Here is an 11214-nt window from a genome sequence, read left to right as displayed (position 1 = left end):
CCCCCCGGAGGTGCGGGCCGCCGCTCGAATCGGGGTCGTGAGGCTCGTACGGCGGTGCGCCGGAGGCGCGTCATACCGCCGCCTGAGCGCCTCAGCGGTCCTCAATACTGCTGGGCCACGCATGTCGGTCCCTCGCGTGCGACACCTTCGGGGACCGCCATGCTCTTGTCTAGTGTCCTTGCCTAGAAACTGTCTAGAGACATAGACTAGACTCGTGAAGGAGATGAAGGCGCGGGACTTCCTTAAGGTTCTGCGGGTAGCGGGCTGGACGCCGGGAAGGACCGTCGGCAGTCACACAAAGTGGCAGTGTCCTGGGGACATTCACACCGTTCCGGTGCCCGACGGACACCGGATGATTTCCCCAGGCGTTATTCGGAGCGTCACCGCCAGGATCGACGGCTGCGACTGCAGCACTGATCCAAAGGACAAGAAGGAGGCGAGCAAGTGAAGCGATTCGAAGTCGACGTCCGCCGCGATGGCAAGTGGTGGATGATCAACATCCCTGAAATCGGGGGCATTACTCAGGCGCGACGCCTCGCCGAAGCCGGCCAAGCCGCAGCTGAGTACATTGCCCTGTCCGAGGACCTGGCCCTCTCCGAGGTCGAAGTCGACATCGTTTCGGTCGATGTCAACGGCACGGACGTTCGCGCAGCTGGTGAGCTCGTCGAACAACTCCGCATCGAGGTGCGCGCGCTCGAAGGACTCATCGCACAACTGACCAGCGCCACGGCCCGCCGATTGGTCGATGACGAGGTTCCCCTTCGCGACATCGCCGAGGTGCTCGGTGTCTCCCACCAGCGCGTCGCCCAGATCACGGGCGGCACAGAGCCACGCACAATTCTCTTCTTCGACTCGGACCTTATTCTGCTAAACAACTTCGCTCGCGTCGCAACCGACGTTGTGGCCCCACTCGCGGACACCATCGCTCGCATTCAGGAACAAACGCAATCAGCCCGAGAGGCCGCTGAGGCGACCAGTCGTGCTATGGCCCCAGCAAGGTCAGTGTTCGAGGAGATCAACCGTTCGCTTGCTCCGGTGCGGGAACGCATGCGTGTCCTTGAAAGTATCGGCAAAGACGTCGGCCAAATCGACAGGGTCGTCAAGGAAGCCGCGGCGGCATCGGCAGCAGGCCGGAGAGCTCAACGCGGCGCTGGCCGAGCTGCGTCGGTCTCACAATCCCAGCGGGATGCAGTGGAGAAGGCACGCAAGCTAACAGCCAAGGGAAGGCCTCCCGGGTCAGGTCATTGAAACAGTGTCGCGACCGAGGCGTGCGGAGATGGGCGGTCCGGCGAGGCACATGATCGCTGCATCCCGCACGCCCGCATGGAATCATGCCGCGATTGCGCGATTGCCGCGATTCGTGCGCCGCGCCGATGGGCGAGTCATTTCGCCGCCAGCCGGCGCCGGCCAACAGCCCAGTGCTGGAAGAACGGGCGACGGACGATAGAGGGGCGACTCCACGGTGTTGTCGTCGAGATCGCCCTGCTGAACGAAAACGACCCGACGCCATTGGAGGACACTCCCCGCCGGGACCTCACCGCACGAAGGGGTTCTGCACGATTCGCATGGTGACCGCGACGTCGCGGGCCGAGTCGTACCGCGGCAGGGATCCCCACGCAGGCAATCGCGCCGGGAGCGGCCAGATCGGTGTCGCTGCCGGTAAGTAGCCTTCGACCGCTTCGGTGGTGTTGGGCCGAGCAGCGAAGGTGACGACAGCCCCGAGATCGCCGACCTGAATGTTCACCTGCAAGGTGCGCTCAATGATTCTCTGCACTGCTGCCTGCTCCATAGCTGCTGGGACCAACGCCGTCATCGGACTTGTCTGAATCCAGTCGACCGTCTTACCTGCCGCGGGGGACAGTCGCATAAGGGCGACCGTGGCGTTGTTCGGGATTCCGATCGCCAGCTCGTGGCGGTCTCGGGCTTCGACAAGAAGCCTGAAGTTCTGCGAAACGTTGAGAACCACCGCGGTCTTAGCGAACCATCGCGCAAGAATCTCTGCTTCTGCCCTTGTAAGTCGACCTTTCCGAGGAGACTCGGTCAGCACCGGACGCGCCGTCGTCTCGAGTTCACTCATCCATCCGTTGTTACATTCCTGGCAGATTCTGGTGGCCACGAACCCGGCGAGAGGACGTTTCGTCATCACGTGATCCGCGTTCGGCGCCTCTAGCCGGACGTGCATCGGCGTCACCTCCTCGTCACGAACCCCCAGTTCGCCGGTGAGCCACCGAGGAAAGATGTGCTCGCGAGAGGTCTTGGCCTTTGGGGTCGCGCAGAACCAACAGTCAGGAATTGGTTCTCGAACCCGCTCTGCCATCCGGCCGCCTTGCTTGGCCACGTAGGAGTCGTACGCGCGCATCCGAGGTCGTGGCGGCATGTGCACCTCCAATTGGTGATCTCGTCCGAACCCGGTATCCCACCAAGAATGCCTGACCAGCCGGCAACCGGTGATCGCACGCGGCGATGTCTACGACCCATCGAAATTAGGTAGCCCTCCAGGCGATCGCCTCCACCTCCGGCCACAGGTACACCGCGACTCCAGCGCTTCCCGGCCAGAGGACAGGGATGATGCCTCGTGCGTCATAGCGCCGCCAATGTTGCGGTCACACCTCGACGATGTCCACGAGGCCCTCGAGCCCGGCAAAGTCCCGGACATTCCGGGTGTACAACGTCGCGTCGTGCGCATGGGCGGTCGCGGCGATGAGCAGGTCCATCACGCGGCGCCTCGGTTGCCTGCCGGCATCGACGACCGCGGCGGCGAGACGGCCATAGCTGACCGACACCGCCTCATCGACTGGCAGCGCGTCAAAGCGTTGCTGCAGGAGGCTCAGACGCCTCAGGCGCTCCGCACGCACCTCGGTGGTCTTAGCAACGAGGACGCCGAAGTTCAGCTCAGCCAGGGTGATGGCACTGATGGCAAGGACACCAGGAATCGGCGCAACCTGATCGGCGATAACCACGCTCGTGTCGAGAATGGCGCGCTCAGCCGGAGGAGCGGACTCCGTCACCGCGCCGCCCAGGGATCACGTACATCGTTGTCGACCAGATCGCGGTCGCGCTCCCACTCGGGATCGCCCGGTCCGCGGAACAAGTCGGCGACCTCGTCCCAGGCTCGCCACTGGATCGGGCGTGCCGCGACCAGCCGCGCGCTGGGGCGACCAGAAACGGTGATGGTGATCTCCTCGCCTGCCTCGACCCGGCGCACCAGATCAGAGGCCTCCTGACGAAGCTCGCGCAATCCAACGGTCCCCATGTAGCCATGGTAGCACTTGTGCTACGGGTGCCGCAGTTGTCTGAAGCCGGCTCCCTCCAAGTCATGCCCCGGCGGGCGTGTCCCTCGACGGCCAGCCACCTCCGCGTCGGCGACGTACCTAGCCCCAGAAAATCGGGTCGCCGCTGTCGGCGATGTAGTCAAGGAGAGCCTGCACGTTCTTAGTGGGCCGCTTTCGTCACGTGACGCGGCTCGACGTCTGCCTCAACCTTGACCTGCGGCCAGAGGTGCTCCGGCACGCGTTCGCGACACCAGCGCTGGATCCGCAGCCGATCGGTTTCCGGGAGTGCCACATCAGCATCATTGCGGACTTATTCGGAAGGATCGGTGACGACCTGCCGCACGAAGGTGGTGCGGCGGATCGTCGGGGTGCCATCACCGCGGACGTCCACCTGCAGCCTCCACGGTCGGCCGACGACCGGCACTTCGGCCCAGTGCACCGGGATCTGCTCCGCGTCCCGGCGAAGCCCGACCGCGACAGCAGGCGGCAGGCCCTCGGCTTCGGGCGCGGGTCCCTGACCCTCGCCGACGTGCCGCACCACTGTGCCCGAGCCGGACTCGCCGAGCTCCAGCAGGTAGCTAGAGGACTCAGTCGATACCAGCCACCTCCCGGGGCCCTCAAGCCTCGGCGGTTCTTGCAGGCTGGAGACAACTCGCCGGGCACGCGCGCAGAACGGGCACTCACAGGTCAGGATCAGCGGCGTGGACCCGACCATGGAACGGACATGATCCATGCAGAAGTCGCCTCCGAGCCACGGGTCGTCGGCTACATGCAGCAGTAGGTCGTTTTCCCGATCGCACCCATCGACGTAACAGCGGGATGGATCCGGCAGCACCTGCTGATTGGTCACGATCGTCGCCTCCCGAGTGTCTGCATGCGTCCGGACCAGTTGTCACTCGAGCCTCGCATTGGCGTCCGACGTTTCGACGAGCGCCGACAGTCGCTTGGCGATCTCGGCGTCGCGGTCGGCGGCGGCGTGCTGGTAGCGCATGGCAGCGCCGGGTGTCGTGTGGCCGAGCCGCCCCATCAACTCGGCGAGGGTAGCGCCGGTCTGGGCGGCGAGAACGGCGCCGGTGTGTCGGAGGTCGTGCCAGCGGAGGTCCTCTCGGCCGGCCGCCTTCCGCGCCGGGTAGTACACCTTGTAGAGAGTGGCCGGGGCCATGTGCCGGTTGTCATCGGTCGAGGCTGGGAAGAGCAAGGCGTCCCGACCGGCCGCGGTGTACTTGGAGAGGTGGTCCTTCACCAGCGGCATCAGGTGGGGCGGGATCGCCACGTCGCGGCTCCCGGCGTCACTCTTGGGAGCACCGACGATGAACTCGCCGTCGACACGGACCACTCCCCTGCGGATCTTGACACGATTGGTGCGCAGGTCGATGTCGCCGCGACGCAGTTCGGTCAGCTCGCCGAACCTCATCGCACACCACGCAGCCAGCAAAGCCATCAGCTTGTAGCGGTCGGGCAGCTCCTCAACGATCGTCCGGAGCTCCTCGAGCGTCGCGGGCTGGACGTGATGAGCCCGCTTGGTGTTGCCCGCGCCCCGGATATGGGCGGGGTTGTATGGAATCAGTGGATGAGGACGCTCCGAGGCCGCACTCGCGAAGATCGTCCGCAGCAGGCTGTAGGACTGGGCGCGGATTGTCTCCCGGCCGGGCGCAACAACGTCGTACCAATCGTTCACGTCCTCGTTCGAGATCTTGTCGATGCGCGACTCGCCGAACGTCGGGTAGATGAACTTGTCGAGCAGCATCCGGTACTGGCTGCGGGTGGTGGGCCGGAGCTCGCGGCCCTTGGTCTTGCGAGTCTCGAGCCAGACGTCGGCGTACGCCTGGAACGTCGGCACGGTCCGACTAGCCGCTCCCCGGGCCGCGACCTCGGGCGCCCAGACCTGCATCTCGATCTCGGCACGCCGGGCCGAGAGCCAGGCGATCGCGTCGTCCTTCGATCCAAAGGTCATCGGCGCCCGGTAGAGCTGCCGGTCCGGGCCCGTGTAAGCCGCGCGGTAGCGCCCGTTCGCCCGCCTCTCCACCCGGCCGAACCCGCGCCTCGCCCTCTGCTTCGCCGAGATCTTTTGCACTTCCAGTATCGCCTTTCGGGGAATAGCCGGGGAATATAGAGGTCATTTCGTGTCCAGAGCTGTCCCGACCCGTCGTTGGCCAATGTGCGCTCTGACCTGCGACTTTACACGAAAACTGGACGCCAAACGGGGCCTCGTGGTAGCCCCCGTCTCAAAAGTTCAAACCCAGTATCGCCCACCATCGGATTCGGCCTCCGGCCTGCGGAAACGCAGAGTCGGAGGCCGATTCTTATTTCGTCTCGGCTGCTGTCACCTACGGTTCCCGTCGTGGCGATCTTCGAGAAGGGCGAGCGTGCCGAGCACCGGTTCGAGCACATCGGCGAGCTCCAGCCCGTTGCCGGCTTCGACCAGCTGATCACGGTGAGCGTCGGGCCGTCGGGGCCGGTCGCGCTCTGGGCCGATTCCGCGGCTCGGAGCGACATCGAAGCACAGTTCGAAAGGCCCGGCTCTGCAAGCTTCCCTGAGACCCGGACATCGTCGCGGCCACAGGAATGCCGGACGGCCGCCTGGTCCCTCCCGGCACGCTCGTCTGCCGCGGAAGCGTTGCCCACTTCTTCGTCGGCGCGGACTGGTTCACCTTCGACCTGACCCGAGCGACCTGACCGCGGCAGCACCAGGGCCAGTCCCGCTCGCCGTTACGGGGTCCGCAGGGTCGCGACGAAGATCCGGTGGTCGTCGTCGAGGAGCCGGGACTCGACGTGGAGCTCGACGGGCGCCTCGCTTCCGTCCGCCCGCACCATCGGTACGGTGATCCATCGGTCGAGCAGGACGTCGCGACCGTTGGTGGCGTGGAACGTCGTACCGGCGATGTGGGCCTGGTGGTAGCGCTCCGGGATCACCACCAGGATCCTTCGACCGAGCAGCTCGGACTCGTCCTGGTAGCCGAGGAAGCGCACGACCGACGGAGTCGCCGCGACGATGACGTACCGCTCGTCGGTCGCGATCAGCGGCTCCGTCGACGACGCCAGCTCCCGGTGGCTCCGCGTGAGCATCTCGTCGCCGATCACGGCGCGGACGTCGGAGCTGGCCCGCCACGGACGCGGGTGTGCCGTACCCGCCGCCTGCGTCGCAACCTCCCTGCACAACCACTGGCGCATCTCAGCGATCTCCGGCTGGGTGGCCGGCACCAGGAGAAGTCCCTCGCTCGCGGCGGTGCGCGCACGCGAGAGGACGTCGTCGAGGACGGCGATGTTGGCCACCGAGGCCTGCGGAAGCCGCAGCACAACGTCGGCCGCGGTCACTCCGGGCTCGACCGAGCTCTCCATCAACGCTTCCGGATCGTCGGGCAGGGTCGGAGCGGGAATCTGCTCGTCGAGGATGCTCATCGCGTCGCTGGCCGCGGCGTGGTCGTCGAGCGCGCCGAGGTCCTCGTCGAGCGCGTAGAGCAGGTATTCACGCAGCAGGGTGGCCGCGTGCTCCTGCCAAGCCCGGTGCATCAAGAGGGGTACGTCGAGCAGGGTCACCAGCACGACGTTCTCGCGCTCGGGATCCTCGGGATCGACGTGCGAAGCCGAGGCCCGGCCCGCCGAGGCCTCCCCCGGTTGGCCGATCTCGAACCACACCGTCTTCCCGTGCGGAGCCAGGTCCGCGTCCCATCGGTCGGTGCTCTGGTCGACGATGTGCAGCCCGCGGCCGGTTCCGGAGGTGGTCGACCACGTGCGCAGGACCGGAAGACGCGCACTGCAGTCGTCGATCTCGACCCGGAGGGCCTGCTCGGCCGCGCGGATCCGCACCTTGATCTCGCTGCCGGCGTGGACGACGGCGTTGGTGACCAGCTCCGAGATCGCCAGCTCCGCGGCCTCGAGCAGGTCCGGGGCGCTGGCTGCCTTCAGTACCTCCCGCATCGCCTCACGCGCCCGACCGACGCTGCGGACGTCAGCGGGCAGCGTCAGCGACGCAACCACAGAATCTGTCACAACGTTCCCCCGACCACAGGCTCACGCTCACAGTACGCGTGCGAGGCGGCGACCGCCCCTGCGACTGCAGTGAGCATGGCCACAGGTCGCTTGCCGCCGGTGTCGAATCAGGGACGACGCGATGCCGCGGGGTCCCGGTGAGGCGCTAGAGGACCAGGATGAGGACCACAACGATGGCGATCACAAGGGCAAGGATGGCGATGGTGCGTGTGTTCATGCCACGTCTCCTTCGTCGCGGCCCGGGCTGGGCCTGGTCGCCAGCCTACGACCCCGCCCGGCTCATCGGCGTCAGCGTCGCCGGTGTGGCGTGCAGTCAAAATGGCCGTCCGGTCCCGCGCCGACCGCCGTCTGGGTCCGCCGCACATTCCCACGGCCCGACTTGGCGATGTCCAGGACGTACCCGGACGGCTGAATTATCCTCGCCGGATGACACGGGGCTCGACAGGCGGCATGGCCCAGACCCGGCGGGGGCTGTTGCGGACATCGGTCGCCGCGACCGCCGGGTTGGTCGCGGCGCCGGCCGCGCGGGCAGTCCCGCCGGAGGCACTTCGGCCGGCGAGAAGGCGACCGAACGTCATCGTGATCTCGTTCGACGACCTCGCCTGGAACGACTTCGGCTGCTACGGCAACGACTTCCACGAGACGCCGAACATCGATGCCCTGGCGGAGCGGGGGATGCGCTTCACCCAGGCGTACTCGGCTGCGCCGGTGTGCTCCCCCACGCGCGCCGCCCTGATGACCGGGCTGTTCCCCGCCCGCACGGGGATCACCGACTTCCTCCGCGACGAGTCGGCGCCGAGCAACCGGTACCTCGACCCGAGGCTCCGCACCGTGCCGGAGCACGTCGCGGGACAGGGTTACCGCAGCGTCCTCGTCGGGAAGTGGCACCTCACCGAGGACTACTCCGGCCCCTACCGGTCGCGGAACGGCAACCCGTACCTCCACGGCTTCGAGACAGTCGCGCTGAGCGAGGAGAAGTACATCGGCCTCGGCGACATGTTCTTCCCCTACCGCTTCATGCCGAGCGTGACCGCCGGCGAGGACCGGGAGTACCTCACCGAGCGGATCGGCGCGGACACGGCGCGATGGATCAGCAGCCATGCGCAAGCGCCCTTCTTCATGCACGTCAGCAACTACGCGATCCACTACCGGTGGCGCGCGAGAGCGCGCCTGGTCCGCAAGTACGAGCGCAAGAAGCGCCGCAACCCCCGGTTCCACAGCGACCGCTACCGGCCGGTGATCGCCGCGATGGTCGAGCACTGCGACCGGCAGGTGGGCCAGATCGTGACGGCACTCCGCGACGCCGGCATCGCCGACAACTCGCTGGTGCTGATCACCTCTGACAACGGGGGCGCGGTCCGTGCGAGCAACCGACCGCTCCGGGGCGGGAAGGGCATGCTCTACGAAGGCGGCATCCGGGTGCCCCTGATCGCGTTCTGGCCCGGCACGGTCCCGGCCGGCACGACGACGGACGCGGTGGTCAGCACCATCGACATCGCACCGACGATCAAGGACCTGGCCAACGCCGGGGGTTGGGGTGGGCTCGACGGGGTGAGCCTGGCGGGCCTTCTCACCCGCCAGGCGGCGCTCGAGCGCCGCTCCCACTACTGGTACTACCCGCACCACACGGCGGGTGGAGTGCCGTCCGCGGCTGTCCGCTCGGGGCGCTACAAGCTGGTCAAGGAGCTGCGCACCGGAGCGATCGAGCTCTACGACCTCGTCGACGACCCCGGCGAACGCACCAACATCGCCCGGCGCCGGCCACGGGTCGCACGGACCCTGCATCGCAGGCTCCGCAGCCACATCGCCGAGATGAGGCGGGTTCCCGAGGCACCGTCCGCCCGGGACTTCCCGACGCTCTCGGCGCGGGTGGACCCGTCCCGCGCCGACGCCGTCCACCAGGTCCTGGCCCTCGCCGGCTCTGCGAGAGTCGAGCGTCGCGACGAGCGGCTGGTCGTGTCAGCGACCGCGCCCGCGCGGGTGCTGCTGCAGTCGTCCCGTGCGCCGGCCGGCGAGCACTTCGCGGTCACCCTCGACCCCGGCTTCTCGGCGCAGCGGGACAGCTCTGGTCCGGCGTTGCGCAGCGACCGGCCGCAGGCGGGCATCGCGTTGGCCAAGGACGCCGACAACTACCTGAGCGTGACCTACGACCACGACCGGCGCACGGTCGGGTGGCGGCTGGTCACCGGCGGGATCGACCGGACGCACGCCGGCGAGCCCGAGCCGCTCGACGCGCTCGTCGGCACCGTCGACCTGAGCAGGCCGGACGCTCGACTGGGGATGTCGGTGAGCGGCTCGACGATCGGGGTGTACGCCGACCAGGGCGAGGGCTGGGAGTTCCTCTTCCTCCTCGACATCGGAGGACTGGTCGACCTCACCGATCCCCAGGTGCGGCGCGAGTGGAGCCACGCCGTCGAGGTGGGGCTCGCCGGGGGCTCCCACGCGGCGGACTCCTACGAGATCCGCCGGCGGTGACGGGGCACGAGCACCTCAGTCGAGGCAGAACTCGTTGCCCTCGACGTCCTGCATCACGAGGCACGACTCGTTCTCCTCGTCGGCCTCCAGGAGTCGCACGCGCTTCGCACCGAGCGGGAGCAGTCGCGCGCACTCCGCCTCGAGCGCGGCCAAGCGCTCCTCCCCCACGAGCCCGGTGCCGACCCGCACGTCGAGGTGCACCCGGTTCTTGACGACCTTGCCCTCGGGGACCCTCTGGAAGTAGAGCCGCGGGCCCACCCCGTTGGGATCAGCACACGCGGACCACGACTCCTCGTCCTCCGGGGACTGCGGAGGTACGACGTACCCCAGCACCTCGGCCCAGAAGTGAGCAACACGCGCGGGCTCTGCGCAATCGAAGGTGACCTGGACTTCCCTGACCGAGACCATCGGGCCACCCTAGATCGGTGACCCAGCCGACGTGCAACAGGATTGCGACACCGTCGTCGTAAAGCTCACCCACCGCGCCTGGCCGATCGAGTAGTCCTGCTCGGCGGTCAGGCCACGGTGACGACGACGTCGATGTTGCCGCGGGTGGCGTTCGAGTACGGGCAGACCTCGTGGGCGCGGACGACGACCTTCTCGGCAGCCTTGCGCTCGGCGCCGGGGATGGTCACCTCGAGCGCGACGGACAGGCCGAAGGCGCCGTTCTCGTGAGCGCCGAGCGACACGTCGGCGACGACCTCGCTGTCCGTGGCGTCGACACCGTCCGCGCCGGCCACGAGCTTCAGGGCCGAGTGGAAGCACGCGGCATAGCCGGCGGCGAACAGCTGCTCGGGGTTGGTCGCCCCGCCGGTCCCGCCGAGCTCGAGGGGCGTCCGGACGTCGGTGGCGAGCAGGCCGTCCGTGGTCTGGACGTGGCCGTTACGGCCGTCCCCGGTCGCGACGGCGGTGGTCGTGTAGAGAGTCTTCATGTGCCCTATTTAATTGTACACAATCGAATTGTGCAAGTTATGATGCTGGCATGGCCGGTCACCCCCAGCTCCACCTCGACGCCCAGCTCTGCTTCCCGCTGTACGCCGCCACCCGGGCGGTCACCCGGGCATACGGGCCGCTGCTCCGGGACCACGGGCTGACCTACCCGCAGTACCTCACGCTGCTCGCCCTCTGGGACGGCGGCGATCCGATGTCCGTCGGGGACCTGGGCAGCCGGCTGCGGCTCGACTCCGGGACCCTCACCCCGCTCCTCAAGCGGCTCGAGCAGGCCGGGTTCGTGGCCCGTCGGCGCGATCCCGACGACGAGCGCCGGGTCCTGATCGCCGTCACCGCCGCCGGGTGGGAGCTGCGGGACCAGGTGTCCGACGTACCTTCCCGGCTGGTCGAGTCTCTCGGCCTGAACGCCACCGAGTCCCGCCAGCTCCGCCGGCTTCTCGACAGCCTCCTGGACCGCCTCGACGCCGAGCTCACCGAGACGACCGCTCACTGACGTATCAACGGCATGGGGTGGTGCTCCTAGGTA

At 67.7% G+C, this 11214-nt stretch carries 13 protein-coding genes; 5 read left to right on the top strand and 8 right to left on the bottom strand.

Annotated elements, in window-relative coordinates; translation table 11 throughout:
* Nucleotides 1-223 precede the first annotated feature (223 nt).
* Together F0U47_RS14575 and F0U47_RS14570 are read left to right on the top strand one after the other, a co-directional pair.
* Entirely contained in the window at nt 224-448 is a 225-nt protein-coding gene (locus F0U47_RS14575) for a type II toxin-antitoxin system HicA family toxin (protein ID WP_149751213.1), read from the top strand.
* Nucleotides 445-1248 (top strand): hypothetical protein, encoded by an 804-nt coding sequence (locus F0U47_RS14570; RefSeq protein WP_149751188.1) that lies wholly within the window; start codon nt 445-447, stop codon nt 1246-1248. Before F0U47_RS14575 ends, F0U47_RS14570 begins: the two co-directional genes overlap by 4 nt.
* 286 nt (nt 1249-1534) lie before the next feature.
* Here the strand turns inward: F0U47_RS14570 and F0U47_RS14565 are convergent, their stop codons facing one another.
* The 5 genes from F0U47_RS14565 to F0U47_RS14545 all read right to left on the bottom strand — a co-directional run bounded on the left by F0U47_RS14565 (nt 1535) and on the right by F0U47_RS14545 (nt 5298).
* Nucleotides 1535-2359, bottom strand: coding sequence for a hypothetical protein (locus tag F0U47_RS14565; RefSeq protein WP_149751187.1), 825 nt, complete (start codon nt 2357-2359; stop codon nt 1535-1537).
* A 244-nt stretch (nt 2360-2603) separates the two neighbouring features.
* Nucleotides 2604-3008: a type II toxin-antitoxin system VapC family toxin gene (locus tag F0U47_RS14560; RefSeq protein WP_149751186.1), complete on the bottom strand. Its 405-nt coding sequence runs from the start codon at nt 3006-3008 to the stop codon at nt 2604-2606.
* Nucleotides 3005-3253 carry a type II toxin-antitoxin system Phd/YefM family antitoxin gene (locus tag F0U47_RS14555; RefSeq protein ID WP_149751185.1) on the bottom strand — a complete coding sequence of 83 codons (249 nt, stop codon included), beginning with the start codon at nt 3251-3253 and terminating at the stop codon, nt 3005-3007. Before F0U47_RS14555 ends, F0U47_RS14560 begins: the two co-directional genes overlap by 4 nt.
* A gap of 329 nt (nt 3254-3582) precedes the next feature.
* Nucleotides 3583-4122: a hypothetical protein gene (locus F0U47_RS14550; protein ID WP_149751184.1), complete on the bottom strand. Its 540-nt coding sequence runs from the start codon at nt 4120-4122 to the stop codon at nt 3583-3585.
* Nucleotides 4123-4164: 42 nt separating this feature from the next.
* Nucleotides 4165-5298 (bottom strand): tyrosine-type recombinase/integrase, encoded by a 1134-nt coding sequence (locus F0U47_RS14545; RefSeq protein WP_497463084.1) that lies wholly within the window; start codon nt 5296-5298, stop codon nt 4165-4167.
* A 315-nt stretch (nt 5299-5613) separates the two neighbouring features.
* Between F0U47_RS14545 and F0U47_RS14540 the strand changes: the two genes are divergently transcribed.
* Complete coding sequence (locus tag F0U47_RS14540) at nt 5614-5934, top strand: hypothetical protein (RefSeq protein WP_149751183.1); 321 nt, start codon at nt 5614-5616, stop codon at nt 5932-5934.
* A 47-nt stretch (nt 5935-5981) separates the two neighbouring features.
* On the opposite strand, the gene F0U47_RS14535 is transcribed toward F0U47_RS14540, so the two are convergent.
* Nucleotides 5982-7250 carry an ATP-binding protein gene (locus tag F0U47_RS14535; protein WP_188111364.1) on the bottom strand — a complete coding sequence of 423 codons (1269 nt, stop codon included), beginning with the start codon at nt 7248-7250 and terminating at the stop codon, nt 5982-5984.
* A gap of 438 nt (nt 7251-7688) precedes the next feature.
* On the opposite strand from F0U47_RS14535, the gene F0U47_RS14530 reads away from it, so the two are divergent.
* Nucleotides 7689-9737: a sulfatase gene (locus F0U47_RS14530; RefSeq protein WP_188111363.1), complete on the top strand. Its 2049-nt coding sequence runs from the start codon at nt 7689-7691 to the stop codon at nt 9735-9737.
* Between the two features lie 15 nt (nt 9738-9752).
* On the opposite strand, the gene F0U47_RS14525 is transcribed toward F0U47_RS14530, so the two are convergent.
* Both F0U47_RS14525 and F0U47_RS14520 read right to left on the bottom strand, forming a co-directional pair.
* Nucleotides 9753-10145: a VOC family protein gene (locus tag F0U47_RS14525; protein ID WP_149751180.1), complete on the bottom strand. Its 393-nt coding sequence runs from the start codon at nt 10143-10145 to the stop codon at nt 9753-9755.
* Between the two features lie 107 nt (nt 10146-10252).
* Nucleotides 10253-10678, bottom strand: a complete 426-nt coding sequence (locus F0U47_RS14520; RefSeq protein ID WP_223162791.1) for an organic hydroperoxide resistance protein — start codon at nt 10676-10678, stop codon at nt 10253-10255.
* A 41-nt stretch (nt 10679-10719) separates the two neighbouring features.
* Here F0U47_RS14520 and F0U47_RS14515 point away from each other — a divergent pair, with 41 nt between their 5' ends.
* Nucleotides 10720-11181: a MarR family winged helix-turn-helix transcriptional regulator gene (locus tag F0U47_RS14515; RefSeq protein ID WP_149751178.1), complete on the top strand. Its 462-nt coding sequence runs from the start codon at nt 10720-10722 to the stop codon at nt 11179-11181.
* Nucleotides 11182-11214: the final 33 nt, after the last annotated feature.

The organism is Nocardioides antri (assembly GCF_008373765.1).
In the GTDB taxonomy this organism is placed as follows: domain Bacteria; phylum Actinomycetota; class Actinomycetes; order Propionibacteriales; family Nocardioidaceae; genus Nocardioides; species Nocardioides antri.
Note: the sequence above shows the minus strand (reverse complement) of the source record. Positions and strands in the feature narration are given on the sequence as shown.